Source organism: Paralcaligenes ginsengisoli (assembly GCF_054781135.1).
Map to the genome: position 1 here is coordinate 115585 of NZ_BAAGUZ010000008.1, position 26813 is coordinate 142397.

21 protein-coding genes and 1 tRNA gene are annotated in these 26813 nt (G+C 58.1%); 3 read left to right on the top strand and 19 right to left on the bottom strand.

All coding sequences use genetic code 11. From position 1 onward, the window contains the following. Nucleotides 1–92 precede the first annotated feature (92 nt). The 9 genes from ACYVIS_RS05905 to sorA all read right to left on the bottom strand — a co-directional run bounded on the left by ACYVIS_RS05905 (nucleotide 93) and on the right by sorA (nucleotide 9654). Nucleotides 93–908, bottom strand: coding sequence for an ATP-binding cassette domain-containing protein (locus ACYVIS_RS05905; protein ID WP_460873489.1), 816 nt, complete (start codon nucleotides 906–908; stop codon nucleotides 93–95). Then, complete coding sequence (locus ACYVIS_RS05910; protein ID WP_460873490.1) at nucleotides 905–2827, bottom strand: glycine betaine ABC transporter substrate-binding protein; 1923 nt, start codon at nucleotides 2825–2827, stop codon at nucleotides 905–907. The genes ACYVIS_RS05905 and ACYVIS_RS05910 overlap by 4 nt, the downstream gene beginning before the upstream one ends. A 98-nt stretch (nucleotides 2828–2925) precedes the next feature. Continuing rightward, on the bottom strand, nucleotides 2926–3237 hold the full coding sequence (gene rpsJ / locus ACYVIS_RS05915; RefSeq protein ID WP_013743964.1) for a 30S ribosomal protein S10: 312 nt from the start codon (nucleotides 3235–3237) through the stop codon (nucleotides 2926–2928). A gap of 59 nt (nucleotides 3238–3296) precedes the next feature. Continuing rightward, entirely contained in the window at nucleotides 3297–4487 is a 1191-nt protein-coding gene (tuf, locus tag ACYVIS_RS05920) for an elongation factor Tu (protein ID WP_232741924.1), read from the bottom strand. A 70-nt stretch (nucleotides 4488–4557) separates the two neighbouring features. After that, the gene (gene fusA, locus ACYVIS_RS05925) at nucleotides 4558–6660 is read right to left on the bottom strand and encodes an elongation factor G (RefSeq protein ID WP_232741940.1); all 2103 of its coding nucleotides are present in this window, start codon (nucleotides 6658–6660) and stop codon (nucleotides 4558–4560) included. Between the two features lie 17 nt (nucleotides 6661–6677). Continuing rightward, on the bottom strand, nucleotides 6678–7148 hold the full coding sequence (rpsG, locus tag ACYVIS_RS05930; protein WP_232741939.1) for a 30S ribosomal protein S7: 471 nt from the start codon (nucleotides 7146–7148) through the stop codon (nucleotides 6678–6680). 131 nt (nucleotides 7149–7279) lie between these two features. Continuing rightward, a complete protein-coding gene (gene rpsL, locus ACYVIS_RS05935) occupies nucleotides 7280–7657 on the bottom strand; it encodes a 30S ribosomal protein S12 (protein ID WP_113932179.1) in 378 nt (125 codons plus the stop codon). Nucleotides 7658–8010: 353 nt separating this feature from the next. After that, a complete protein-coding gene (sorB, locus tag ACYVIS_RS05940; RefSeq protein WP_232741938.1) occupies nucleotides 8011–8385 on the bottom strand; it encodes a SorB family sulfite dehydrogenase c-type cytochrome subunit in 375 nt (124 codons plus the stop codon). 9 nt (nucleotides 8386–8394) lie between these two features. Then, a complete protein-coding gene (gene sorA / locus ACYVIS_RS05945) occupies nucleotides 8395–9654 on the bottom strand; it encodes a SorA family sulfite dehydrogenase catalytic subunit (RefSeq protein ID WP_460873491.1) in 1260 nt (419 codons plus the stop codon). Nucleotides 9655–10013: 359 nt separating this feature from the next. On the opposite strand from sorA, the gene ACYVIS_RS05950 reads away from it, so the two are divergent. The 3 genes from ACYVIS_RS05950 to ACYVIS_RS05960 are packed head-to-tail and all read left to right on the top strand — an operon-like array spanning nucleotide 10014 to nucleotide 14208. Further along, nucleotides 10014–10715, top strand: coding sequence for a response regulator transcription factor (locus ACYVIS_RS05950; protein WP_232741936.1), 702 nt, complete (start codon nucleotides 10014–10016; stop codon nucleotides 10713–10715). Between the two features lie 12 nt (nucleotides 10716–10727). Next, on the top strand, nucleotides 10728–11825 hold the full coding sequence (locus tag ACYVIS_RS05955; RefSeq protein ID WP_232741935.1) for a FecR family protein: 1098 nt from the start codon (nucleotides 10728–10730) through the stop codon (nucleotides 11823–11825). Between the two features lies 1 nt (nucleotide 11826). Further along, complete coding sequence (locus ACYVIS_RS05960) at nucleotides 11827–14208, top strand: CHASE2 domain-containing protein (RefSeq protein WP_232741934.1); 2382 nt, start codon at nucleotides 11827–11829, stop codon at nucleotides 14206–14208. A gap of 384 nt (nucleotides 14209–14592) precedes the next feature. Here ACYVIS_RS05960 and rpoC read toward each other — a convergent pair whose 3' ends face one another. The 10 genes from rpoC to ACYVIS_RS06010 all read right to left on the bottom strand — a co-directional run. Then, nucleotides 14593–18837: a DNA-directed RNA polymerase subunit beta' gene (gene rpoC / locus ACYVIS_RS05965; RefSeq protein ID WP_460873492.1), complete on the bottom strand. Its 4245-nt coding sequence runs from the start codon at nucleotides 18835–18837 to the stop codon at nucleotides 14593–14595. Continuing rightward, nucleotides 18837–22949, bottom strand: coding sequence for a DNA-directed RNA polymerase subunit beta (rpoB, locus tag ACYVIS_RS05970; protein WP_460873493.1), 4113 nt, complete (start codon nucleotides 22947–22949; stop codon nucleotides 18837–18839). Before rpoB ends, rpoC begins: the two co-directional genes overlap by 1 nt. A gap of 156 nt (nucleotides 22950–23105) precedes the next feature. After that, nucleotides 23106–23483 (bottom strand): 50S ribosomal protein L7/L12, encoded by a 378-nt coding sequence (gene rplL / locus ACYVIS_RS05975; RefSeq protein ID WP_232741930.1) that lies wholly within the window; start codon nucleotides 23481–23483, stop codon nucleotides 23106–23108. Nucleotides 23484–23559: 76 nt separating this feature from the next. Next, nucleotides 23560–24084, bottom strand: coding sequence for a 50S ribosomal protein L10 (gene rplJ, locus ACYVIS_RS05980; RefSeq protein ID WP_232741929.1), 525 nt, complete (start codon nucleotides 24082–24084; stop codon nucleotides 23560–23562). 253 nt (nucleotides 24085–24337) lie between these two features. Beyond that, on the bottom strand, nucleotides 24338–25033 hold the full coding sequence (gene rplA / locus ACYVIS_RS05985) for a 50S ribosomal protein L1 (RefSeq protein WP_460873494.1): 696 nt from the start codon (nucleotides 25031–25033) through the stop codon (nucleotides 24338–24340). Nucleotides 25034–25035: 2 nt separating this feature from the next. Beyond that, on the bottom strand, nucleotides 25036–25467 hold the full coding sequence (gene rplK / locus ACYVIS_RS05990) for a 50S ribosomal protein L11 (RefSeq protein WP_232741927.1): 432 nt from the start codon (nucleotides 25465–25467) through the stop codon (nucleotides 25036–25038). A 64-nt stretch (nucleotides 25468–25531) separates the two neighbouring features. Then, a complete protein-coding gene (gene nusG / locus ACYVIS_RS05995) occupies nucleotides 25532–26065 on the bottom strand; it encodes a transcription termination/antitermination protein NusG (protein ID WP_232741926.1) in 534 nt (177 codons plus the stop codon). 9 nt (nucleotides 26066–26074) lie between these two features. Next, the gene (gene secE / locus ACYVIS_RS06000; RefSeq protein ID WP_460873495.1) at nucleotides 26075–26455 is read right to left on the bottom strand and encodes a preprotein translocase subunit SecE; all 381 of its coding nucleotides are present in this window, start codon (nucleotides 26453–26455) and stop codon (nucleotides 26075–26077) included. 54 nt (nucleotides 26456–26509) lie between these two features. Beyond that, nucleotides 26510–26585: transfer RNA gene (locus ACYVIS_RS06005), tRNA-Trp, on the bottom strand. A 126-nt stretch (nucleotides 26586–26711) separates the two neighbouring features. Then, nucleotides 26712–26813: EF-Tu C-terminal domain-related protein (locus tag ACYVIS_RS06010; RefSeq protein ID WP_460873497.1), on the bottom strand; the 102-nt coding region annotated here is incomplete at its 5' end.

Genomic DNA, 26813 nt, shown 5'->3' on the forward strand with positions numbered 1-26813 from the left:
ACAACCATCGGCGCAAGAGATACACGTCTATATTCAGCCCGATAAAGGCCCAATTCCGTAAATTACAGACGCGCGTCACAAGCTGCGCGAAACTATGCCGTGCGCCGCACCACAAAACGTTCGACGTAATCATTGGCGGGCCGGTTCCTGATTTCGTCGGGCGGGCCGGCCTGCTCGACCCTGCCGTCCCGCAGGATGGCGATATGCTGGCCCAACCGCAAGGCTTCGTCGATATCGTGGGTAATAAAAACAATGGTTTTTTGCAGCCGCTGCTGCAAAACCAGAAGCTGATCCTGCATGTCGTAGCGTATCAGCGGATCCAGGGCTGAAAACGGCTCGTCCATCAACAAAATCTCGGTGTCCATTGCCAGGGCGCGCGCCAGGCCCACTCGTTGACGCATGCCGCCGGAAAGCTCGTCAGGGTAGCTTTGGCCGTAATCGCTCAGGCCCACACGCTGCAGCCAGGCCAGCGCGGCCTCTCGGGCCCGTTTCTTGTCGTCGCCGCGCACATGCAGGCCGAAAGCCACGTTATCGAGCACATTGATATGCGGCAGCAAGCCGAAGTTCTGAAATACCATACTGACGGTGCGGCGCCGCAACTGGCGCAGGCCCGGCATATCGAGCAGCAATATATTCCGGCCGTCGATCAGGATTTCACCGGCCGATGGATCGATCAAGCGATTGAGATGGCGCACGAGAGTGGATTTTCCAGAGCCCGACAAGCCCATGATGCACGATATTTTGCCTGCGGGGAGTGCCAGGCTGACGCCGGCAAGGCCCACATTGCACTGCGTTCGGGCCTGCACCGACTGTTTGTCGCCGCCCTGGCGCAAATGCTCCAGCGCATGACGCTGATTGGAGCCGAATACCTTGTACACATTGCGAACTTCGATTTTGGTTTCGTTCATTTCGCACCACCCGTCCTGTTGCGCCGTTTGGTGCTGCGCTGCGACTTGCCGTATGCCTGCGTAATGCGGTCGATCACGATAGCCAGGATCACAATGGCCAGGCCGGCCTGCAAGCCCAGCCCCACATTCAGGGTCTGTATGCCTGCCAGCACGTCTTCGCCCAACCCGCGCGCACCGATCATGGACGCCACCACGACCATCGACAGCGACATCATCGTGGTCTGATTGACCCCCGCCATAATGCTGGGACGAGCCAAGGGCAGAGTCACCCGCGTCAGCATCTGCCAGCGAGTCACTCCAAACGACTGAGCCGCCTCGACCATATTGCGATCAACCTGGCGCAATCCCAGGGTGGTCAGGCGTATGAGCGGCGGCACGGCATAAATAATGGTCGCAAACAAGGCCGGCACCTTGCCCAGCCCGAAGAACATCAGCACCGGAATCAGATACACGAAGCTGGGCAGGGTCTGCATGACATCGAGTACGGGCGTCAGGACGCGGCGCAGCCAGCGATGACGAGCCGCGAGTATGCCGACGGGAATGCCCAGGACAATCGCGAATACGGTGGACACCAGCACCAGCGCAAAGGTTTGCATCAGCTTGTCCCACAAACCTACGCTGCCTATGGCGTACAGGCCGGCCACATAGCAAATGGCCAGGAATTTTTTTCGGGTGGCATGCCACGCCAGCAGGCCGACGAGAAAAAGCAGGATGGCCGGATGGATGGCCTGCAGGCTGCGTTCCACCGGCAACAGAATGGCATCCAGAATAAGATCGCTGAGTCTGTGGAGGCTGGCGCCGTACTGTTTTACCGCGGCCAGCAACTGATGATTCACGTAGTCGCTCATGGAGAGCGTGGGGAATATCGAATAGCCGGCTGACTTGGCGGCGGCCCGCAGGCCCAGGGCCTGCTCCAGGCGTGTTATTTTGTCGGCGGGCAGCCAGGCCTGCCAGACCTCGGGGTTCTTGCGCAAAAAACGCTGAGCGGCGATATCCCCCCGGATATGCTGGCTCGTCATGGTGTAGATCACCCGATCGAGCAGAGTGGGCTCGAACTGCACGCGCTGGAATAACTGGATAAGCTCGGGGTTTTGCGCGGCAAAAGGCGACGACACCGCAACTCCCAGATGGGCGATCAGAAAATCGGTGGGGCAGGGCTGACCCTTGCCGCTGACCATGGCATCCCAACAGGCTTGATTAAAGGGTGGCATAGCTATTTTCTGGAACCTGTACTTGGCCATCAAGCCAGTCGGCTGCCAGTAATAGAACAATATCGGCTTGCCCTGATCGTAGGCGGAGCTGATGGCGGCGTCCAGTGCGGCGCCCGTTCCTGCGCGGAAATTCGTGTAGTCCTTGTCCAGGCCGAACAGCGTCAAATAACGCGTATTGAACTGCTCGCAGGCCCATCCGCTGGGGCAATTCAGAAAGCGGCCCTTCCCGGGCTCCTCGGGGTCGGTGAATAAATTCTTGTATCCGGGCAAATCCTGCCAGGATTTCAAATTGGGGGCGGCTGCCTTGATGCCTCGTTCGGGGTCGCCATGGACCAGATAATAAGGCACGTACCAACCCTGCTCGGCGCCCCCTTTCAGCGTATTGCCCACCACCCGAACCGCACCGGATTTGATCCCCTGTTCGATGATCGCCGAGCGGCCCGTCCACTCTTCGGCGACCACCTGCAAATCATTTTGCACCAACGCGGTTTCGGTGGCGGCCGGCGTACCCGGCACAGTCTCGGTCTTGCAGTCGTAGGCCTTTTGCAGAATCTGCTGCAAGACATTCATGGTGAACTCGGCGCTTTCCCAGTTCTGGCTCGCAAACCGTATGGGGGCCCCGCCATTGCATGGCGGCGTTTGTGCCATGCCAACCGGAGCATACAGTGCGCTGCCGACCCACACCAATAATGTCAGGACTAACCCCATGACCCACCTCTCCTGTTGTTTCCTGGCCATAAAGCAAAAGCGCCATGCTTTTCAAGCATGGCGCTTTTTTAAACCGGCTAGGCTTATGCAAGCATAGATTACTGCAACGCAATTTCCACGTCTACACCAGCGGGCAGATCGAGGCGCATCAGTGCATCGACGGTTTTGTCGGTTGGATCGACAATGTCCATCAGGCGCTGATGAGTGCGCATTTCGAATTGATCACGCGACGTTTTGTTGACGTGCGGCGAACGCAGCACATCGTAACGGCGGATGCGTGTGGGCAATGGCACGGGGCCACGCACAACAGCACCCGTACGCTTGGCTGTTTCAACAATTTCAGCAGCCGATTGATCGATCAGCTTGTAGTCGAACGCTTTCAGGCGGATGCGGATTTTCTGGTTTTTCATGGTGTTTCCTAAAGAACGAAATGGGCGGGAACCTTGATTCCCGCCTGGAGATATGCTGCTTACTTGATGATTTTGGCAACGACGCCGGCGCCCACGGTACGGCCGCCTTCGCGGATCGCAAAGCGCAGCCCCTCTTCCATGGCGATCGGCGCTATCAGCTTGACCGTCATCGACACGTTGTCGCCCGGCAACACCATCTCTTTGTCTTTCGGCAAATCGATCGTCCCCGTCACGTCCGTCGTGCGGAAGTAAAACTGCGGGCGATACCCGTTAAAGAACGGCGTGTGACGACCCCCCTCTTCCTTGGACAGAATGTACACCTCCGAGGTGAACTCCGTGTGCGGATTGATCGAACCCGGTTTGGACAACACCTGGCCGCGCTCGACGTCCTCGCGCTTGGTGCCGCGCAACAAAATACCCACGTTGTCGCCCGCCTGGCCCTGGTCCAGCAGCTTGCGGAACATCTCCACGCCCGTGCACGTCGTCTTGACCGTGTCCTTGATGCCCACAATCTCGATTTCCTCACCCACCTTCACCACGCCGCGCTCGATCCGGCCCGTCACCACCGTGCCACGACCCGAGATCGAGAACACATCTTCCACCGGCATCAGGAACGCCCCATCCACCGCCCGCTCGGGCATCGGGATGTACGTGTCCAGCGCCTCGGCCAACGCCAAAATCGCCTGCTCGCCCAACGGACCCTTGTCGCCTTCCAGCGCCAGCTTGGCCGATCCCTTGATGATCGGCGTGTCGTCGCCCGGAAAGTCGTACTTCGAGAGCAGCTCGCGCACTTCCATTTCCACCAGCTCGAGCAACTCCTCGTCGTCGACCATGTCGGCCTTGTTCAAAAACACAATAATGTACGGCACGCCCACCTGGCGGCTCAGCAATATGTGCTCGCGCGTCTGCGGCATCGGGCCGTCCGCGGCCGATACCACCAAAATCGCTCCGTCCATCTGCGCCGCGCCCGTGATCATGTTCTTCACATAGTCCGCGTGTCCCGGGCAGTCCACGTGCGCGTAGTGACGGTTCTTCGTCTCGTATTCCACGTGCGAGGTGTTGATCGTGATGCCGCGCGCCTTCTCTTCGGGCGCCGCGTCAATCTGATCGTACCCTTTCGCCTCGCCACCAAACGCCGCCGACAGCACCGTCGTGATCGCCGCCGTTAACGTCGTTTTGCCGTGGTCCACGTGACCTATCGTACCTACGTTGACGTGCGGTTTGGTCCGTTCAAACTTACCTTTTGCCATGATTTATCCCATCAATATTTTCAAGGAAACAAAAAATTTACCCGCCCATCCGAAAATGGGCGGGACCTTATTACTTACCGCGTGCGCTGATGACTTCGTCAGCGACGTTCTTGGGTGCTTCTGAGTAGTGCTTGAACTCCATGGTGTAGGTTGCGCGACCTTGCGTTTGCGAACGCAGGCTGGTCGAATAACCAAACATTTCGGCCAAGGGCACTTCTGCCTTGATAACCTTGCCGCCGCCCACCATGTCGTCCATGCCCTGAACCATACCGCGACGCGAGGACAGATCGCCCATCACCGTACCGGCATAATCTTCGGGGGTCTCGACTTCAACCGCCATCATGGGTTCGAGCAAGACCGGGCTGGCTTTGCGCATACCGTCTTTGAAAGCGATGGAAGCGGCCATGCGGAAGGCGTTTTCGTTCGAGTCCACGTCATGGTACGAACCAAAGAACAGCGTCGCCTTGACATCGACCACCGGGTAACCCGCCACCACGCCGGCTGGCAGAGTTTCGCGTATGCCCTTGTCGACCGCGGGAATATATTCGCGAGGAACCACACCGCCCTTGATGGCGTCGACGAACTCGAAGCCACCGCCGGGAGGCAAAGGCTCAAGCTTGAGCACAACGTGGCCGTACTGGCCGCGACCGCCCGACTGCTTGACGAACTTGCCTTCGATTTCTTCGCAGGTCTTGCGTATCGTTTCGCGGTAGGCCACTTGCGGCTTGCCGACGTTGGCTTCAACGCCGAATTCGCGCCTCATGCGATCGACCAGCACTTCGAGGTGCAGCTCGCCCATACCGGAAATAATGGTTTGGCCGGACTCTTCATCGCTGCGTACGCGGAACGAAGGATCTTCCTGGGCAAGGCGCGACAGCGCGATGCCCATTTTTTCCTGGTCGGCCTTGGTCTTGGGTTCGACGGCCTGCGAAATCACGGGCTCGGGGAACTCCATGCGCTCGAGCAACACGTGCGAATCGAGATCGCAAAGCGTTTCGCCGGTCGTGACGTCTTTCAGGCCCACCACAGCGGCGATGTCGCCCGCCAGAACTTCCTTGATTTCGGCGCGGTTGTTCGCGTGCATCTGCAGAATACGACCGATACGCTCTTTCTTGCCCTTGATGGGGTTATAGACCGTATCGCCGGATTTCAAGACACCCGAATAAACGCGCACGAAGGTCAGCTGACCCACAAACGGATCGCTCATCAGCTTGAATGCCAATGCCGAGAACTTCGCGTCGTCGTTGGCTTCGCGAGTAATGGCGTTGCCTTCGTCATCGACGCCATCGACAGGCGGGATATCGACAGGCGACGGCAGATAATCGATGACGGCGTCGAGCATGCGTTGCACGCCCTTGTTCTTGAACGCGGTGCCGCACAGCATAGGCTGGATTTCGCCGGCGATGGTGCGCGTGCGAATGCCCAGATTGATCTCGTCTTCGGTCAGTACACCGGTTTCAAGATACTTATCCATGAGTTCTTCGGAGGACTCCGCAGCCGACTCGACCAGCTTCTCGTGCCATTCCTTGGCTTGATCGGCAAGCTCGGCAGGGATCTCGCTGTATTCGAACTTCATGCCCTGGCTGGCTTCGTCCCAGATAATGGCTTTCATCTTGACGAGATCAACCACACCGGTGAAGCTTTCCTCGGCGCCGATAGGAATCACGATCGGCACGGGGCTGGCCTTGAGGCGCAGCTTGAGCTGATCGTAAACCTTGAAGAAATTGGCGCCGGTACGGTCCATTTTGTTGACGAATGCCAAACGCGGCACGCCATACTTATTGGCCTGGCGCCATACCGTTTCGGATTGAGGCTGAACGCCGCCCACAGCGCAATACACCATGCAGGCGCCGTCGAGCACACGCATCGAACGCTCTACCTCGATGGTAAAGTCGACGTGTCCCGGGGTGTCGATGATGTTGATGCGATGCTCGGGGTAATTACCCGCCATGCCACGCCAGAATGCCGTCGTGGCAGCCGAAGTGATGGTGATGCCGCGCTCTTGCTCTTGTTCCATCCAATCCATGGTGGCAGCGCCGTCATGAACTTCGCCAATTTTGTGATTGACGCCGGTGTAGAACAGAATGCGTTCGGTGGTTGTGGTTTTCCCTGCATCAATGTGCGCAGAAATGCCTATGTTGCGGTAGCGCTCAATGGGGGTTTTGCGGGCCATTTTTTTGTATCCTTAGATTACCAACGGAAATGGCTGAAAGCTTTGTTGGCTTCGGCCATTTTGTGCGTGTCTTCGCGTTTCTTCATTGCGGCACCACGGCCTTCGGAAGCATCCAGCAACTCGCCGGCCAGACGCAAATCCATCGATTTTTCGCCGCGCTTCTTGGCTGCTTCACGCAACCAGCGCATGGCGAGGGCCAGGCGGCGCACAGGGCGCACTTCAACCGGCACTTGATAGTTTGCGCCACCGACACGGCGGCTTTTTACTTCAACGATAGGCTTGATATTGGTGATTGCAAGATTGAAAATCTCGATAGGCTCTTTGCCAGTTTTAGCCTGTACCTGATCCAGGGCGCCATAAACAATGCGCTCGGCAACTGCTTTCTTGCCGGACAACATGACGACGTTCATGAATTTGGCAAGGTCAACGCTGCCAAATTTGGGATCGGGGAGAATATCACGCTTGGGAACTTCGCGACGACGGGGCATTTTTTACTTCCTTGTGACTGTTCAGTTGAACCGTGCTTGCACGGCCACGACCATTTACATTAATGGTCACTTACATGCGATGGACACCGTGTCCATGGCTGCACTTTGACTGGATGAACCAGCCGGGAACTTCAGGCTTTTTTCGGGCGTTTCGCACCGTACTTGGAGCGCGATTGCTTGCGGTCTTTAACGCCTTGCAAATCGAGCGAGCCGCGTACGATGTGGTAACGCACACCAGGCAAGTCTTTTACACGACCACCGCGCACAAGAACCACCGAGTGTTCCTGCAAGTTGTGGCCTTCACCGCCGATGTACGAAATGACTTCGAAACCGTTGGTAAGACGAACCTTGGCGACTTTACGCAGCGCCGAGTTAGGTTTTTTAGGGGTTGTGGTGTACACGCGAGTGCAAACACCACGGCGCTGAGGGCAGTTTTCGAGCGCGGGGCTCTTACTGTTCGCGCGACTGACTTCGCGCGGCTTGCGCACGAGTTGGCTAATGGTTGGCATGACCTTTACGCATCCTTTGATCTGTACGCATTTGTACTGGCGCACTGATTTACGTATTTGAATGAGTCGCCCGGTTTTTTTGCAGCAATTGATTGCCGGAAACAAAACGACCTGGGCGGTTTACGCAAAACCGCCCAGCACGAATAACGTAAAAGAGCGGGTCTTGCATTTTGCGGCCGGTTTTGCTGGCCGCATCTAAATAGAAAATTCGGCAATGAAATTTTCAGTTAGCTCGCAATCGTAGCATACAGGCATAAAGGCGGTCAACATGCCAGGCATGCGCGCCTGGATGAAAGACAACAGTGCGGCTGATTTGCAACCAAATCAGCCGCAACCGTGCCGTTTCAAGACCGCTACTTCGGTTTCGCTGCGGTTTTGGGGGCGTTGGCCTCGTCGGAGCCCTTGCCCGAGCCATAGGTCGCATACAGGTATTCCGCCATGGCCGGCATGTCGGCATCGGGAATCTGCGCGCCGTAGGTCGCTTTCATTTTCTTGACCTCGCCTTCCCACCACGCGTGCGAGGAAGCGGGCTGGGTCTGGATATACTGCGCCGAATGGCAAGCCGTGCAATTGCGCAACACCAGTGTGTACCCGGGCATCGTGCTGGGCTTGAACGCGGTGGAGTCGGGCGGCAGCTGAATTTCCAGGGCCTGCGTCGGCAGCGCCACCAGGCTCAGCAGCACGGCCGCCACGCCGCCAGCCATGAAAAGAGTCATTTGCTTTTTCATAGTCTTTCCCTAGATAGCGGTGACGCGAGTTATTTCGACGGCGTTGCGCATATAGCCCGACGGATTCCACAAGCCCTCCATTGGCTGGCTCTGCCCTATGCGATTGACGGCCCGCACCTTCAGCTCAAGCGCGCCTTTTTTGGCCGGCTTGAAGGGCAGGGTCCATTCGCGGAAGGAGTATTTGCCATGGTCTTTACCCAGTTTGGCCTGATGCCAGGTGCGGCCACCGTCGGCGGACACCTCGACGCCGGTCACGCCGTACCCGCCATCGAAGGCGATACCTCGCAACAGAGTCGACCTGGCGGCGGGGATTTTATCGCCATCGAGCACGCTGGTAATAAAGGAACGGATGGAAAACCGGCCTATGGGCCGCGATTTTTCCATTTTTCCCCCGGGCGCCACACAGGCGCATTCATTGTCGGGAATACGGTAGGCCTTGGCCATCCAGAAATTATCGAGCGTTTTATCGACGACCTCGATATCGGACAAATGCTTGACCCAATACGTGCCGTAATATCCCGGCACAATCAAGCGCAGCGGGTACCCGTTGAGCATAGGCAGATCAGCGCCATTCATGGCCCAGGCAAGCATGACTTCGCCGTCCATGGCGTGGTCGAGATCGAGCGCCTTGATGAAATCGGGGCCGTCTCCCACAGGAGGATGATCCAGGCCATTGAAGGTGACTTGCACGGCACCGGCCTGCACGCCGGCCTTTTCCAGTATTTTCTTCAGAGGCACGCCCGTCCAGATCGCGTTGCCCATGGCGCCGTTGGCCGATTCCCCGCCATTGACGCGCGGATTGGAGAAACCACGGCTATTTCCGGAACATTGGTGCACCGCAGCAATTTCGGCGGCCCCCATGCTCTTGATTTCATCGAGGGAAAGAGTCAATGGGCTGTTTACCTTGCCCTTGATATTCAGGCGATAAGTCTTCGGATCGATATTGGTTGGAATGCCACTCCAGTGATAGCGCACGAAAAAGGCATCGTTGGGAGTAAAAATACCATCGTTGAAAACCTTGAAGGGGGTTTCAAGCTGCGGCGGACGGCTGGTCAGCAGAATCAGCGGGCGTTTTTGAGGGAAAGTCGCCATTTGCCGCAAGCCATTCGCAAAAGGCAGATCGACCGTAGCGGGCGACCCGGCCGTCGCGGCAAGCGCATCCAGCGACAGCGCGCCCAGTGCGGAGCCCGCACCCACCGCGCCTGCCATCTGCAGGAATTTTCGGCGCGAGCCGACTATTGCGTCCTGATTCTTAAAGTGCTTGGACATCATTGCTCCTGGAATCATGAAATTATCGCTGCCGAACTCATTTCATCGGAGAAGAGCCACTGCGCGCCGCCAGGCCGCTCAAAGCCTGTGGAACAATGTTCACCCTCGCCCAATGCCCGCGCACTGTTTTTAATTGATCGCGTGTTCTCGTATGGTAGTTTTGTAAACTGACTAACAGCTGAACATTTCCGTTGCGGGCCGGCCCGGTGCCACGAGCGCTCGACACTGTAGTATGGTTAACGTACCATTGCTTACATAAAATGTGTCGGCTTGGTGCTTACACGAATCGGATTTCATGCCGAAACCCGCAATTGCCAAGCTATGTATCACGCGCGTTTAAAGGATTCATCAACAACTTTATGAATATCGCCTCCCTTGAAGATGACCCGGCTCAAGCGCAATTAATACAACACACTCTTGCCGAAGCTGGCCACCAGTGCACGATCTTCACCAAAGGCAAAGAACTGCTTGCCGTACTGCAAAAGTCGCAGCCCTTCGATCTTTTGCTGATCGACTGGGAGGTTCCCGATGTTTCCGGAATCGACGTCGTCCGCTGGATACGCTCGCACCTGGGTTTTAATGTGCCCCTGATGTTCCTGACCAGTCGCACTCTTGAAGAAGACCTGGTGGTAGGCCTGCAGGCCGGTGCCGACGACTATATGGCCAAACCCATACGCCACGCCGAGCTGCTGGCGCGCATCGCGGCGCTGTCGCGGCGCAACAACGCCCTGTCCTCGAATACACAGGCTTTCGATGTCGGCGTCTACGCCATCGACCCTGCCAGAGGAACCATCCACGTGCGCGGCCAGGCAGTGGCTCTTGCCCCCAAAGAATACGAACTGGCGCTGTTGTTTCTACGCAATCCGGGCCGTCTTTTCTCCAGGGATGTCTTAAGCGCCGCCGTCTGGAACCGCGAGGTTCCCGCCACTTCGCGCACACTCGACACGCACCTTTCCAATATCCGGCAAAAGCTTCAGCTGCGACCCGAAAACGGCGTCCGCCTGAACTCGTCGTACGCATTGGGCTATCGTCTCGAATTTGTCCTGAATACCACCGCTTAACTCAAGGATGCCATGTCCGGCCGACACTTGTTTCTATCGCTATTTATTACCGGGATGCTCGGGTCGGCCTCAACCGCGGCATTTGCCCAGGCCTCCGGAGCGCGCGGCGACGACTTCCTGTACCGGGTCATGCCCAACGACACCCTGATCGCCCTGGCCTCGCGGTTTACGACCGGGCCTGGCAACTGGAACACGCTGCAATCCATCAATGCCGTCCAGGATCCCGCCAAGCTGCCGATCGGGCTTGAGCTGAAAATTCCATTTGCAATGATCCCGGAACTGCCCGCCAGCGCCACGGTTACCCACGTCAGCGGGCAAGCCAGCGCCGATGGCCAGAATCTGCGGGCCCAAGACCGGATTGCAGAGGGCAAAACCATTGCCACCGGCAGCGATGGCTTTGTCACCTTGCTGCTCAGCGACGGCAGCGTGCTTTCCATACCCTCCTCCTCCACGCTGGCGCTCGAACGCATGCGGGCCTTCAAAGGCACAGGCCTGATCGACTCGATCACCCGCATGAAGCAGGGCTCGCTCGAGTCCAGCGTCGCACCCAAGGGGACGGGGGTCGGGCGCTTCGAAGTTCGCACTCCGGTCAGCATTACCGGCGTGCGCGGCACTCGCCTGCGTGTGCATGCTTCGACGCGAGGCGCACAAAGCGAAGTCGTCAAAGGTACGGCCCAGATCACGTCGCAACAGTCGCAAAACGCCACGCTGCACCAGGATCAAGGCACGGCCATCGACCCGCAGGGCAAGCTCCTGGGGGTACGCACGCTCTTGCCCGCCGCCGCCCTCTCCGCTCCGAAACGAGCCGGAGGCGGCAGCTGGTCTCTGAGTTTTCCTCCGGTGCCGGGAGCCAGCGAATACCTGGTTCGAGTGTCATCGGACAAGGACGGCGCCGACTTGGTATCCAGTCGGCGATTCGCCGCACCGGACGTCAAGTTCAGCGCTCCGGGTCCGGGCACGTATTATGTTGCGGTGCGCGCCATCGACGCTTTGGGAATCGGCGGCAATGATGCCCGACAGGCTTTCTTGGGCACCAGTGTCTTGAATTCCTCGAACGGAACCCCGGTCTTGTCAGGCTCCGGCACCTACATATTGCTCACGGACTACTGACATGGCGCGTCTGAACGGACGAGCACACGCAGGTTTTCAGGGGCACTTGGCGCGACGCATACACCGCGAATGGCTAATGGTAGCGGTGGCTCTGACACTGCTCACGTTTGCGATGAGCTATTTCGGCAGCGGTACCGGCCTGTCGCGCCTGGACCATACCTTTTATGACCTGGGCCTGTCGGTATCGACCCAACGGCCGGCAGATCAAGACATTATCATTATTGCCGTCGACGACGGCAGCCTCGAGCGGATCGGGCACTGGCCCTGGCGGCGCACCGTACACGCCCAGCTGCTGAACCGGCTGCACGAAGCGAAAGCGGTTGGTCTGGATATTGTTTTTGGCGAAGCGAACCCGGCTTTCCTTTCGGACGACCAGGAACTCGCCAACGCGATCGGCGCCCAAGGCAGGGTCATACTGCCCCTGCTGCTGGAGCCTTCCGGCATAGTGCAAAGGCCTTTGGCTTCCATGGCCAATGCCGCCCGCGGCCTGGGCTATATAAACATCCATCCGGATTCCGACGGCGCCATACGCTCGATTACCCTGCAGCACGCGCTGCCTTCGGGCTCATACGTCGACCATTTCATTCTCGCAATGCTGCAGGCGTCCGGCACGGACCCGCGGCTTGCCCGCCCAGCCACATCGCCTCGCCTGATTCCGTATGCCGGGCCGCCAGGCCATTTCACCATGTACCCATACTGGGCGGTTCTCGACGGCGATGTGCCCGCGTCGCGCTTCAAAGATAAATACGTGCTGGTCGGCACCTGGGGCACCGGCCTGGGTGACGCCTTCCCGACTCCTCTTGCGCACAACGGCCAGGCCATGTCCGGCGTGGAAATCCTGGCCAATGCCCTGCAAAGCACGCTTCAGAATGAATGGATCCGCACCCCGAACCGGTGGCAAGGCGCACTGCTCGCCACCCTGCCGGTGTTACTGGTCTGCCTGATATTGCGACGGCTTTCGCCACGGCGTTCGTTCTTTATCGCCGCGTCTCTGCTATTGTTGATTTTTATCCTTGATGGGCTGCTGATGCGCTATGCCCTCCTGTGGATACCGCCCACCGCCAGCCTGATCGGCGTGGCACTGGTCTACCCGGTCTGGAGCTGGCGCAGCCAGGAAGCCGCGCTGAAGCAAATCGATCATCAACTCTCGAAGCTGCAGCGCGAACACGCTCCATTCAAGGAAGAAGCGCTCATTCGCGATACCGGGCGCGGCGACGCATCGCTGCCCGGACGCATCATCAAACTGCATCGGGCCATCGATCACACGCGGCATCTGCGGCGTTTCTTTACCGACAGCCTGGACGCCACGCCCGATCCAACCATTATTTTCGACACCAATGGGCAGTTGCGGTTCGCGAGCATCGCGGCCATGGACTATGCCGTTCGCCTGGACGGCCCCCGTACCGTGGATGGCCAGCAGGCGGAGGACTATTTAAAAAACATCATTACCGACACAGCCTTGCGACAAAATATCGCCGCCACGCTGAAGGCCGTGGCAAACCCCGGCTTCGACGTCCGGGCGACGGGGCAAACCCTGTGGCAGCAAGGCCTGGAACTGCGCGACAGCAAGGGCAACGACATACTGCTCAAGTGCGTACCCATACGCACAGCCGACGGCACATGCGCGGGAACCATCCTTACCCTCGTGGATATTTCACCCATCCGGCTGGCCGAGCGCCGGCGTGAAGAAACCCTGCGTTTTGTTTCACACGATATGCGTTCGCCGCAAAATTCCATACTGGCGCTCGTCGAACTGCAGGCCAATTCCGGAACCGCCCTGCCCGAGCCTGAACTGCTGGCGCGCATCCGTCAGTATTCACATAAAACCCTGACCCTGGTCGACGGTTTCGTGCAGCTCGCCCGTGCCGAATCCAGGCGGATCGTTTATCGGCCGCTGGACCTTGCAGGCCTGCTCGCCCAGGTTTGCGACGAATACTGGACCCTGGCCCACAAACGCGACATTGTCATCGAATACATCCACGATGCCCCGTGTGCGTATGTGGAAGGCGACCGAGACCTGCTGGGCCGTGCGCTGGGCAACCTTGTCGACAATGCCATCAAATACAGCCCCGACGGGAGCCAAATACATTGCCATCTTGAAGCACAGGAAAATGACTGGGCAATTTGCCTGAGCGATCAGGGGCGCGGCATGAGCCAGGCGCAGCTCGGCTTGCTGTTCACGCCCTTCCAGCGCCTGGGCGAGGACACCCCCGGCAATCCCGCGGGAATCGGCCTGGGCCTGGCGTTCGTCAAGACCATTGTCAATCGTCATCACGGCACAATCAGCGTGCGTAGCGAGGAAGGGACGGGAACCACTTTTACGGTACGGCTGCCCAGGGCCGAGGCCGAGCCTCAAACGGTAAACGACGCATCGGATTCGTGAGGAGGGCCTTGTGGCCACTCGTCATCCGCGTTCTTGAGACGCGGGGGTGGCGGCCCAGGCGGGGTGGGCTCGCCTCGTCCGGTCCTGGCGTTGCCAGGACTGCCCGCGGCCGGCGCCTGGATCGGGCGGTCGCGGAACTCGCGTCGTCCACAGCCCCCCGGGCTGTGGACACCCTTGACGCTCAAACAACCGCTCCCTTGCATCCCGATCCAGGCGCCGGCCGCGGCGGACTCAAGCTCGCTCACCCCACCTGGGCCGCCACCCCCGCTTGCATCGGAGTTTTTTGCGAGAGCGCACCAAATAAAAAAACGCCGGGGATGAACCCGGCGTTCTGAACAGCTCCCGACCCGCCAGCCGCACAAATGCGGGTGGGCGGAATCAAGCTTACTCGGCGGACTCCGACGTGTCGCCCGCATCGGCCGAAGCCAACGGAACTTCTTCCGTTGCAGCCGGTGCATCTTCAAACGGATTGGCCAGCGCGCGAGCTGCTTGACGTTCAGCCGCTTCAAGCAGCTCTTTGTCTTTGCGCGCCAGGTGATAGGCCATGCCTGTACCGGCTGGAATCAGGCGGCCGACAATCACGTTTTCTTTCAAGCCACGCAAATCGTCGCGCTTGCCCATGATGGCCGCTTCCGTCAGCACCCGGGTCGTTTCCTGGAACGATGCCGCCGAAATGAACGAATCGGTCGACAGCGAGGCCTTGGTAATGCCCAGCAAGACGTTATCGTAGGTAGCCGGCAATTTGCCGTCGGCTTCCATGCGATCGTTTTCGTTGAGCAACTCGGAACGCTCGACCTGTTCGCCAGGAATGAAGCTGGTATCGCCGGCATCGACAATGTTCACGCGACGCAGCATCTGGCGCACGATCACTTCGATATGCTTGTCGTTGATTTTCACGCCCTGCAAGCGATACACATCCTGCACTTCGTTAACCACATAGCTGGCCAGGCGCTCGATGCCCTGCAAACGCAGGATATCGTGCGGATCGGCCGGGCCATCGACAATCATTTCGCCCTTGTTGACGACCTGGCCATCGTGAACCAGGACCTGCTTCTCTTTCGGAATCAGGAACTCATGGCCCACGCCATCAAGGTCGGTAATGACCAGGCGCTGCTTGCCCTTGGTATCCTTGCCGAACGAAACCGTGCCTGTAATGTCGGCCAGCATGCCGGCATCTTTGGGCGAACGGGCTTCGAACAGCTCGGCCACACGTGGCAGACCCCCGGTAATATCGCGAGTTTTCTGCGACTCTTGGGGAATACGCGCCAGAACTTCACCCACCGTGACCTGCTGGCCATCGCGCACGGTAATCAGGGCCCCAACCGGGAACGAGATATTGACCGAGTGATCGGTGCCGGCGATTTTCACTTCTTCGCCGGCTTCGTTGATCAGCTTGATTTGCGGACGCAGCATGGTTTTGCCGCTACGCGTTTTGGGCGTAATGACAACCAGCGTGGACAAACCGGTGACTTCATCGACCTGCTTGGCAACCGTCCCGCCTTCTTCGATATTCTCGAAGCGTACCTGACCTGCGTATTCCGACACAATCGGACGGGTCAGCGGATCCCAGGAAGCCAAACGCTGGCCGGCCTTGACCGCTTCGCTGTCGCCCACCAGGACGGTCGCGCCATAAGGAACCTTATGGCGTTCGCGCTCGCGGCGATTGTCGTCGAAAATCACGATTTCGCCTGAACGGGAAATGGCAATGCGTTCGCCTTTGGCGTTAGTCACGTAACGCATGGTGATGGCGAAACCAATGCTGCCGGTCGACTTGGTTTCGATCGAGCTGGCCATCGCCGCGCGGGATGCCGCACCACCGATGTGGAAGGTACGCATGGTCAGCTGCGTGCCCGGTTCGCCAATCGACTGGGCGGCGATCACACCGATGGCCTCGCCCTTGTTCACCATGGAACCACGGCCCAGATCGCGGCCGTAGCAATGCGCGCACAAACCATGGCGCGTTTCGCAAGTCAGGGGCGTACGCACCTTGACTTCGTCCACACCCAGCAGATCGATCTGTTCGACCAGATCTTCGTCGAGCAGAGTGCCTGCCGTAATGGCCGTTTCCTGGGTTTCAGGATTGACAATATCAACTGCCGCTACACGCCCCAGAATACGATCGCGCAAAGGCTCGATGATTTCGCCACCCTCGACCAGGGCTTTCATGGAATAGCCGCGTGTCGTGCCGCAATCGGGCTCGGTAATGACCAGATCCTGAGTCACATCGACCAGGCGGCGCGTCAGGTAGCCCGAGTTTGCCGTCTTCAGCGCGGTATCGGCCAGGCCTTTACGCGCACCGTGCGTCGAGATGAAATACTGCAATACATTCAAACCTTCACGGAAATTTGCCGTGATCGGCGTCTCGATGATGGAGCCATCGGGCTTGGCCATCAGGCCTCGCATACCGGCCAGCTGGCGAATCTGCGCAGCGGAACCCCGAGCGCCCGAGTCGGCCATCATGTAGATCGAGTTGAACGATTCCTGGCGCACTTCTTCGCCATGACGATTGGTCACGGGTTCGGTTGCCAGTTGTTCCATCATGGCCTTGCCGACTTTATCGCCGGCCTTGCCCCAGATATCGACCACATTGTTATAGCGTTCCTGCGACGTCACCAGACCCGACGAGTACTGCTTGTCGATCTCTTTGACCTCTTTGCTGGCCTGCGCCAGGATATCTTCCTTGACACGGGGAATCAGCATATCGCCCATGGCAATCGAGATGCCGCCGCGCGTGGCCAGGCGGAAACCCGACTGCATCAGCTTGTCGGCAAAAATAACCGTGGCCCGCAAGCCGCAGCGACGAAACGATTGATTGATGAGACGGGAGATCTCTTTTTTCTTCAGCGCGCGATTCAGCACCGAGAACGGCAAGCCCTTGGGCAGAATCTCGGAAAGCAGGGCACGTCCAACCGTGGTTTCGAAGCGTCGCAGCACCGGCTGCCATTCGCCATCGGCGTCTTTTTCAAACTCGTTCAGACGCACGGTGACGCGGCTTTGCAGCTCGACTTCGCGATTGTCGTAAGCGCGCTGGACTTCGGACACGTCCATGAAGAACAGGCCTTCGCCCTTGCCGTTGATGCGTTCGCGCGTCGTGTAATACAGACCCAGAACGATATCCTGCGAAGGCACGATCGACGGTTCGCCGTTGGCCGGGAACAGAATGTTGTTCGAAGCCAGCATCAGCGTGCGCGCTTCGATCTGCGCTTCAAGCGACAGGGGTACGAGTACCGCCATCTGATCGCCGTCGAAGTCGGCGTTGAATGCCGCGCAAACCAGCGGATGCAGCTGAATGGCCTTGCCTTCGATCAGGACCGGTTCGAAGGCCTGAATGCCCAGGCGGTGCAGCGTGGGCGCACGGTTGAGCATGACAGGGTGTTCGCGAATGACCTCTTCGAGAATATCCCACACCACCGGCTCCTGGCTTTCCACCAACTTCTTGGCAGCCTTGATGGTCGTGGCCAGGCCCATCATTTCGAGGCGGTTGAAAATGAACGGCTTGAACAATTCCAAAGCCATCAGCTTGGGCAAGCCGCACTGATGCAGCTTGAGCTGCGGACCCACCACAATCACCGAACGGCCGGAGTAGTCGACACGCTTGCCCAGCAGGTTCTGGCGGAAACGGCCGCTCTTGCCCTTGATCATGTCGGCCAGCGATTTGAGCTGGCGCTTGTTGGCACCAGTCATGGCTTTGCCGCGACGACCGTTATCGAGCAGGGAGTCGACCGATTCCTGCAGCATGCGTTTCTCGTTGCGCAGAATGATATCGGGCGCCTTCAGTTCCAGCAGGCGTTTCAGTCGGTTGTTGCGGTTGATGACGCGGCGATACAGGTCGTTCAGATCCGAGGTAGCGAAGCGGCCGCCATCGAGCGGCACCAGCGGACGCAAGTCGGGCGGCAGAACCGGCAGGACTTCCATGACCATCCACTCGGGCTTGATGCCCGATTTCTGGAAGCCTTCCAGCACTTTGAGGCGCTTGGAAATCTTTTTGATCTTGGCGTCGGACGACGTGGCCTTGAGCTCGGCGCGCAGGGTTTCGACGTCGCGATCGATATCGATCGTACGCAGCAACTCGCGGACCGCCTCGGCGCCCATGAGCGCATGGAAGTCGTCGCCGTATTCTTCGGTCTTGGCCAGGAAATCGTCATCGGACATGATCTGACCGCGCTTGAGCGGGGTCATGCCAGGCTCGATTACGCACCATGCTTCGAAATAAAGCACGCGCTCGATGTCGCGCAGGGTCATGTCCAGCACCATGCCCAGGCGGGATGGCAGGCTTTTCAGGAACCAGATGTGAGCCACCGGACTGGCCAGCTCGATATGGCCCATGCGCTCGCGACGCACCTTGGCCACCGTGACTTCGACGCCGCATTTCTCGCAAATGACGCCGCGGTGTTTCAGGCGTTTGTATTTGCCGCACAAGCACTCGTAGTCCTTGATCGGGCCAAAAATCTTGGCGCAGAACAGGCCGTCACGCTCGGGCTTGAAGGTACGATAGTTGATAGTCTCGGGCTTGCGGACTTCGCCGTAAGACCAGGACCGCACTTTTTCGGGCGACGCGATGCCGATCTTGATGGCATCGAATTGCTCGTCTTGCGAGACTTGTTTGAAAAGGTCGAGTAGCGCTTTCATTATTTACGCTCCAGATCCATGTCGAGAGACAGGGATCGAATTTCTTTAACCAACACGTTGAACGACTCTGGCATACCGGCATCGATGACGTGGTCGCCCTTGACGATGTTCTCGTAGACCTTGGTACGGCCGGAGATGTCGTCGGACTTGACCGTGAGCATTTCCTGCAAGGTATACGAAGCACCGTAGGCTTCCAGCGCCCAGACTTCCATCTCGCCGAAACGCTGGCCGCCGAACTGGGCTTTGCCGCCCAGCGGTTGCTGCGTAACCAGCGAGTAAGGACCGGTAGAGCGAGCATGCATCTTGTCGTCGACCAGGTGATGCAGCTTGAGATAGTGCATATAGCCGATCGTGACAGGACGTTCGAATTGTTCGCCGGTACGGCCATCGAACAGCCAGGCCTGAGTGCGCGATTCCGTCAGCTTGAGGCGTTCGGCCACATCGTCAGGATAGGCCAGCTCGAGCATCTGGGTGATTTCCGCTTCGGTCGCGCCGTCGAAAACCGGCGTCGCAAACGGCACGCCGTTTTTGAGATTGCGGGCCAGTTCGATGACTTCGTCGTCTGTAAGGTCCGATATGCGCGCGCCGGTGCCGGTATTGTTGTATACCTGCTCCAGATAAGAACGTATACCCTTGACCTGCACCACCTTTTCTTCGCCGATCATGTCGGCGATGCGCTGACCCACGCCTTTGGCGGCCCAGCCCAGGTGCACTTCAAGCACCTGGCCGATATTCATCCGCGAAGGCACGCCCAGGGGATTGAGCACAATGTCGGCGGGAGTGCCGTCGGCCATATGAGGCATGTCTTCGACAGGCGTAATACGGGAGACCACACCCTTGTTGCCGTGACGGCCGGCCATCTTGTCGCCAGGCTGCAGGCGGCGCTTGACGGCCAGATACACCTTGATCATCTTGAGCACGCCCGGAGGCAGCTCGTCGCCCTGGGTGAGTTTCTTGCGCTTTTCTTCGAACGCCAGATCGAACTGGTGGCGCTTCTGCTCCAGCGATTCCTTGGCCTGTTCCAGCACCACGGCATGCGCTTCGTCGGCCAGGCGGATATCGAACCACTGCCAGCGATCCAGGTCGGCCAGGTAATCCTTGCCCAGCACGGCGCCCTTGGCGAGCTTGCGAGGGCCGCCATTGACGGTTTTGCCGACCAGGAATTTCTCGATACGATCGAAGGTATCGTCTTCCACGATACGCAGCTGATCGTTGAGATCCTGGCGATAGCGACGCAGCTCGTCGTCGATGATCGACTGGGCGCGCTTGTCGCGTTCTATGCCTTCGCGAGTAAAGACCTGGACGTCGATAACCGTACCGATCATGCCCGAAGGCACGCGCAGCGAAGTATCTTTGACGTCGGAGGCTTTTTCGCCAAAAATGGCGCGCAGCAACTTTTCTTCCGGAGTCAGCTGGGTTTCGCCTTTGGGCGTCACTTTGCCGACCAGCACATCATCGGCACGCACTTCGGCACCAATGTACACAATGCCCGAGTCGTCCAGGCGATTGAGTTGCGTCTCGGCCAGATTGCTGATGTCGCGGGTGATTTCTTCCTGACCCAGCTTGGTATCGCGCGCCACGACCGTCAGTTCTTCGATGTGGATCGAAGTATAGCGATCGTCGGCCACGACCTTTTCGGAAATCAGGATCGAATCCTCGAAGTTATAGCCGTTCCAGGGCATGAACGCGATCAGCATGTTCTGGCCCAATGCCAGTTCGCCCAGATCGGTCGACGCGCCGTCGGCCAGAACGTCGCCGCGGGCAACCTTGTCGCCACGCTTGACGATAGGGCGCTGGTTGATGTTGGTGTTCTGGTTGGAGCGTGTGTACTTGATGAGGTTGTAGATATCGACACCCACCTCGCCGGCGACATTCTCGTCGTCGTTGACGCGGATCACGACACGCTCGGCATCGACGTGATCGACCAGACCGCCACGCAAGGCCTGCACCGTAGTACCCGAGTCGACCGCCACTGTGCGTTCGATTCCGGTGCCTACCAGGGGCTTTTCAGGGCGCAGGCAAGGTACGGCCTGACGCTGCATGTTGGCGCCCATGAGCGCGCGGTTGGCATCATCGTGCTCGAGGAAGGGAATCAACGAGGCGGCCACCGACACGATCTGCGACGGCGCCACGTCCATGTAATGCACGTTGGCCGGAGCTGTCAGCATGGTTTCGCCGGCTTCGCGGCAGGCAACCAGGTCGTCGGTGAAACGGCCTTCTTCGTCGAGCTCGGCGTTGGCCTGGGCAATCACGTAGTGGCTTTCTTCGATGGCCGACAGGTAGTCGATTTGTTCGCTGACCTTGCCGTCGACGATTTTGCGGTAGGGCGTTTCAAGAAAGCCGTATTCGTTCAAACGCGCGTACAGGGCCATCGAATTGATCAGGCCGATGTTCGGGCCTTCAGGCGTTTCGATAGGGCAAACCCGGCCATAATGGGTCGGGTGCACGTCGCGCACTTCAAAGCCTGCACGCTCGCGCGTCAGGCCGCCAGGTCCCAAGGCCGATACACGACGTTTGTGCGTGATCTCGGACAAAGGATTGGTCTGATCCATGAACTGCGACAGCTGGCTCGAACCGAAGAATTCCTTGATCGCCGCCGAAATCGGCTTGGAGTTGATCAGGTCGTGCGGCATCAGGTTTTCGGTTTCAGCCTGACCCAGGCGCTCTTTGACCGCGCGTTCGACACGTACCAGGCCGGCCCGGAACTGGTTCTCGGCCAGTTCGCCGACACAGCGCACGCGACGATTGCCAAGGTGATCGATGTCATCGATCTGGCCGCGGCCGTTACGCAACTCGACCAGCACCTTGATGGTTTCGAGTATGTCTTCGTTGGTCAGGGTCATGGCGCCCGTGATATCGTCGCCACGGCCCAGACGGCTGTTGACCTTCATGCGGCCGACGCGCGACAGATCGTAGGCGTCTTCGCTGTAGAACAGGCGCTGGAACAAGGCTTCGACGGCATCCTCGGTAGGAGGTTCGCCGGGACGCATCATGCGATAGATGGCAACGCGAGCCGCCATTTGATCGGCCGTTTCATCGGTGCGCAGGGTTTGCGAAATATAGGGGCCGCGATCCAGATCGTTGGTGTACAAGGTCTGGGTTTCGCGAATATTGGCCGCGCGGAATTCGCCCAGCACGGACTCGGTGATTTCGTCATTGGCATTGGCAATGATTTCGCCGGTTTCGGCGTTGATCACGTTTTTGGCCAATACCCGGCCCAGCAGGAAGTCTTCCGGAACCGAAACGTATTCGACGTTGGCGGCCGACAGATCGCGCAAATGCTTGGCATTGATACGCTTGTCTTTTTCGACGATGACCTTGCCGGCGCGATCGAGAATATCGAAACGGGCCACTTCACCCTTCCAGCGTTCAGGCACGAACTCAAGCATGCCGCCTTCGTTCTTGATTTCGAAGTTATCGAAATCGAAGAAGTGCGCCAGGATCGATTCGGGAGTCATGCCGATCGCCTTGAGCAGAATCGTGACCGGCATCTTGCGGCGGCGGTCGACCCGGAAAAACAACACGTCCTTGGGATCGAACTCGAAGTCGAGCCACGAACCGCGGTAAGGAATCACACGCGCCGAAAACAGCAATTTGCCCGAACTGTGGGTCTTGCCCCGATCGTGCTCGAAGAACACCCCTGGCGAACGATGCAGCTGCGACACGATGACGCGCTCGGTGCCGTTGATTACGAACGAGCCCGTATCGGTCATGAGCGGAATTTCGCCCATATAGACTTCTTGCTCTTTTACTTCTTTGACGGTAGGCTTACTGACTTCGCGATCCATCAGCACCAGGCGCACCTTGGCGCGCAGGGGCGAAGCGTAGGTCAGGCCACGCAGCTGGCATTCTTTGACGTCGAACACGGGCTCGCCGAGCACGTAGCTTACGAACTCGAGGCGTGCCATCTGATTATGGCTAACGATAGGAAATATGGAAGTGAAAGCCGCTTGCAGGCCTTCATCTTTACGTTTAGAAGGTGTAGTATCCGCCTGCAAAAAGGTTAAAAACGATTGCAGTTGAGTCGCCAGCAAGTAAGGAACGTCTTGAACGTCCTCACGTTTGGCGAAGCTCTTACGTATGCGCTTTTTTTCGGTATACGAATAAGGCATGAGCACTCCGACTCGAGGGTTACATGGGCCGTCAACCACGGCCCCGGTTTACGACTCCAGAAAATCCAACTTGATGGCCACACTCAAATCATGGATTTTCTGGAAACGCAAAAGCCCGGGAAGGCTTCAGCGCTTCCCGGGCGGGTACAGCAAGCTTTATTTAAGCTCGGCTTTTGCGCCAGCTTCTTCAAGCTTTTTCTTGGCGGCTTCGGCATCTGCCTTGGCCAGGCCTTCTTTAACGGGCTTGGGAGCACCGTCAACCAGGTCCTTGGCTTCTTTCAAGCCCAAACCGGTCAGTTCGCGAACTGCTTTAATGACGCTAACTTTGTTTGCGCCGATTTCGGTCAGTACAACGGTGAACTCGGTTTGCTCTTCAGCGGCGGCAGCGCCACCAGCGGCGGGAGCAGCCACAGCCACAGCGGCGGCAGCAGCCGACACGCCAAATTTTTCTTCCATTTCCTTGATCAGCTCGGACAATTCGAGCACGGTCATGCTAGCGACAGCGTCAAGGATTTCAGCTTTGCTTAATGCCATTTTTTAGAACTCCAAATATTGATAAATGCCAGGGTTGGGTGTCGCTCGGTCGTTCGACGATTTCCGATTCCACTGCTTACGCAGCTTCTTTCTGGTCGCGCACAGCCGCGAGGCCGCGTACGAACTTGGTCGGAACTTCGTTGAGCGTACGCACAAATTGCGCAATCGGGGCTTGCATGGTACCCAGCAGTTTCGACAGCAACTCTTCGCGCGAGGGCATGGTGGCCAAAGCCTTCACACCTTCTTGGCTCAAGACGTTATTGGGCAATGCCCCGCCTTTGATAACCAGCTTTTCGTTGCTTTTCGCGAAACCGGCAAGTACTTTTGCCGCCGACACTGGATCGGTGCTAATCCCGTAGATTAGCGGACCAGTGAGCTGATCCGACAAACCCTCGAAAGGGGTCCCGGAAACAGCACGGCGAACCAGCGTGTTTTTGAGAACACGCAGATACACGCCCGACTCACGCGCAGTTTTGCGCAGTACGGTGACAGAGGCGACGTCCAGACCACGGTACTCGGCGATAACAATCGATTGTGCCTTTGCAACTTCTACAGAGACTTCTTCGATTACTACCGCTTTCTCTTGGCGATTGAGACTCACGGTTTGAACACTCCATCAAAAGACGTCCGGGAGGGTCCCCGACGTCAACCGAATGCGGCGCACCTGGTCGAGTTCTTTAGAAAAGAATTCTTCCATGGGCGCCGTCTGCGCTGGATTCAGGCCAGAAACAGCCTGGGATTAAGCTTGGACTTGCGGATACATGCGTTCTGCAAGTCGTTCGCTCCAGCGGTCTTTGACAGCGGCGTCCGAGAAACCGGACGCAGCCCAAAGTTCTTTTTGCCTAGGGCTTGAATCAAGCCGTCAGCGAAGCAATTTCTATGCGAGCCCCGCCGCCCATCGTGGACGACACAGCGAGCTTGCGCAGATAAATACCTTTTGCAGCAGCGGGACGAGCCTTGTTCAAGGCATCGACCAGGGCGGCCAGGTTGGTTTGCAGCTGTTCCACGCCAAATGAAGCGCGGCCAATCGTGGCATGGATGATGCCAGCCTTGTCGGTACGGTACTGCACCTGACCCGCCTTGGCATTTTTGACTGCCGTGACGACATCGGGGGTAACCGTGCCTACCTTGGGGTTAGGCATCAGGCCGCGAGGGCCCAGTATCTGACCCAGTGCGCCAACCACGCGCATGGTGTCGGGCGAAGCGATCACGACGTCGAAGTCGAGCTGACCGGCCTTGATGCTTTCGGCCAGGTCGTCAAGACCAACGATATCGGCGCCGGCAGCCTTGGCGGCCTCGGCTTTTTCGCCCTGGGCGAACACAGCCACACGTACCGTTTTACCGGTACCGGCGGGCAGAACCACCGAACCACGCACGAGTTGATCCGATTTCTTGGGGTCGATACCCAATTGAACGGCAACGTCGATAGACTCGTCGAACTTGGCGGTGGCGGTTTCTTTAACCAAGGCCAGCGCTTCGGTAACCGGATAAAACTTGCTGCGATCGATTTTTGCCTGGATTGCGGCAACGCGTTTGCTTAATTTCGACATGCTTACACCCCTTCAACCGTAATGCCCATGCTACGAGCGCTGCCAGCGATCGTACGTACGGCTGCATCCAGATCGGCGGCCGTCAGGTCAGGCGATTTGGCTTTGGCGATCTCTTCGGCTTGTGCACGAGTCAGAGTGCCCACTTTGTCGAGGTTGGGACGAGCCGAACCTTTTTGCACACCCGAGGCCTTCTTGATCAGGACAGTCGCCGGCGGCGTCTTCATGATGAAGGTGAAGCTCTTGTCGGCGTAGGCGGTGATGACTACAGGAATTGGCAAACCCGGCTCCATGCCCTGGGTTTTGGCATTGAATGCCTTGCAGAATTCCATGATGTTCAGACCACGCTGACCCAGCGCCGGACCGATAGGGGGTGAGGGATTAGCCTTACCAGCTGGTACTTGCAGCTTGATAAAGCCGACGATTTTCTTCGCCATGCTTTGCTCCTTGCGGGTTCAAACACGAGCATTGCACGGCAACACTCGCTCCCCGGGGTTGAAATCAGGTCTTTTCGACCTGGCCAAAATCGAGTTCCACAGGGGTGGCACGGCCAAAAATCGTAACCGACACACGCACCTTGCTTTTCTCGTAATTCACTTCTTCGACGTTGCCGTTGAAATCGGCAAACGGACCTTCCTTGACACGGACCATCTCGCCCACCTCAAAGAGAACTTTGGGTTTGGGTTTCTCGGTGCCTTCTTCCATCTGAGACAGGATCTTCTCGACTTCGCGGTCGGAGATCGGCGCCGGGCGATTGCCGGACCCACCCAGAAAACCGGTGACCCGGTTCGTGTTCTTTACCAAATGCCAGGTTTCGTCGGTGAGATCCATCTCGACCAGAACGTAACCGGGGAAAATGCGTCGCTCGCTAATGGACTTTTTACCGCCCTTGACCTCGACGACTTCTTCGGAGGGAACCAGGATACGGCCGAAAGACGTTTGCAATGCGGCCCGCTCGATACGCTCAAGCAAGGCCTTATGCACACTTTTTTCCATTCCGGAATAGACATGGACGACATACCAACGCTTGCTCATGTGTGCCCTTTATTTCCAGCCCAGCAGCAAGCCATAAATGACCCACTCCAGACCTTTGTCGACAACCCACAGCAAGATACCCATCACGGCGACGAAAGCAAAGACGATCCCGGTCATCTGGGTCGTTTCTTTGCGCGTTGGCCACGTCACGCGCTTGACTTCGTTATACGAATCCCGCCCGAAACTCAGCGTGCGGCGGCCCGGTTCGCTAAACCATGCGATCAACGCGGCTACGACCAGGCTGCCGAGAAATACGCCGACCCGAAGAACAGAGGACTGATTCTCGAGTACCGAATACGCGACTATGCCAGCAATAATGACCAAAACTGCCAAACCGAGCTTGAGGCGGTCTACAGTACTGGTAACGGTTTCAACATTGGTATTCGACATATTCCGGCGCGTGAAAGGCCACGCTATACGCAACCTGCGATGTGATACTGATTGTGGCAGGGGCAGAAGGAATCGAACCTTCAACCTTCGGTTTTGGAGACCGACGCTCTGCCAATTGAGCTATGCCCCTAAACCCGAAGAGCGACAAGTCTGCCTGATAGCCCGCCGCTCTTTACAACCGCTATGCTATACATCAATTCGAACGAACCAGCCTGGGTTTTAAACTAGTTCGCAAGACAACATTGGAGTATAACGCTTACTTGATGATTTTGGCAACGACACCGGCGCCCACGGTACGACCGCCTTCGCGGATCGCAAAGCGCAGCCCCTCTTCCATGGCGATCGGCGCTATCAGCTT

Excerpts from the sequence above, each read along its gene's own strand:
- sorB (WP_232741938.1), bottom strand. The coding sequence starts at position 8,385 with ATGAAAAAGCAAATGACTCTTTTCATGGCTGGCGGCGTGGCGGCCGTG.
- nusG (WP_232741926.1), bottom strand. The coding sequence starts at position 26,065 with ATGAGCAAGCGTTGGTATGTCGTCCATGTCTATTCCGGAATGGAAAAA.
- ACYVIS_RS05960 (WP_232741934.1), top strand. The coding sequence starts at position 11,827 with ATGGCGCGTCTGAACGGACGAGCACACGCAGGTTTTCAGGGGCACTTG.
- ACYVIS_RS05910 (WP_460873490.1), bottom strand. The coding sequence starts at position 2,827 with ATGGGGTTAGTCCTGACATTATTGGTGTGGGTCGGCAGCGCACTGTAT.
- rplL (WP_232741930.1), bottom strand. The coding sequence starts at position 23,483 with ATGGCATTAAGCAAAGCTGAAATCCTTGACGCTGTCGCTAGCATGACC.
- rpsL (WP_113932179.1), bottom strand. The coding sequence starts at position 7,657 with ATGCCAACCATTAGCCAACTCGTGCGCAAGCCGCGCGAAGTCAGTCGC.
- rpoB (WP_460873493.1), bottom strand. The coding sequence starts at position 22,949 with ATGCCTTATTCGTATACCGAAAAAAAGCGCATACGTAAGAGCTTCGCC.
- rplK (WP_232741927.1), bottom strand. The coding sequence starts at position 25,467 with ATGGCGAAGAAAATCGTCGGCTTTATCAAGCTGCAAGTACCAGCTGGT.
- tuf (WP_232741924.1), bottom strand. The coding sequence starts at position 4,487 with ATGGCAAAAGGTAAGTTTGAACGGACCAAACCGCACGTCAACGTAGGT.
- secE (WP_460873495.1), bottom strand. The coding sequence starts at position 26,455 with ATGTCGAATACCAATGTTGAAACCGTTACCAGTACTGTAGACCGCCTC.
- rpsJ (WP_013743964.1), bottom strand. The coding sequence starts at position 3,237 with ATGAAAAACCAGAAAATCCGCATCCGCCTGAAAGCGTTCGACTACAAG.
- ACYVIS_RS05955 (WP_232741935.1), top strand. The coding sequence starts at position 10,728 with ATGTCCGGCCGACACTTGTTTCTATCGCTATTTATTACCGGGATGCTC.
- ACYVIS_RS05950 (WP_232741936.1), top strand. The coding sequence starts at position 10,014 with ATGAATATCGCCTCCCTTGAAGATGACCCGGCTCAAGCGCAATTAATA.
- sorA (WP_460873491.1), bottom strand. The coding sequence starts at position 9,654 with ATGTCCAAGCACTTTAAGAATCAGGACGCAATAGTCGGCTCGCGCCGA.
- rpsG (WP_232741939.1), bottom strand. The coding sequence starts at position 7,148 with ATGCCCCGTCGTCGCGAAGTTCCCAAGCGTGATATTCTCCCCGATCCC.
- rplA (WP_460873494.1), bottom strand. The coding sequence starts at position 25,033 with ATGTCGAAATTAAGCAAACGCGTTGCCGCAATCCAGGCAAAAATCGAT.
- ACYVIS_RS05905 (WP_460873489.1), bottom strand. The coding sequence starts at position 908 with ATGAACGAAACCAAAATCGAAGTTCGCAATGTGTACAAGGTATTCGGC.
- fusA (WP_232741940.1), bottom strand. The coding sequence starts at position 6,660 with ATGGCCCGCAAAACCCCCATTGAGCGCTACCGCAACATAGGCATTTCT.
- rpoC (WP_460873492.1), bottom strand. The coding sequence starts at position 18,837 with ATGAAAGCGCTACTCGACCTTTTCAAACAAGTCTCGCAAGACGAGCAA.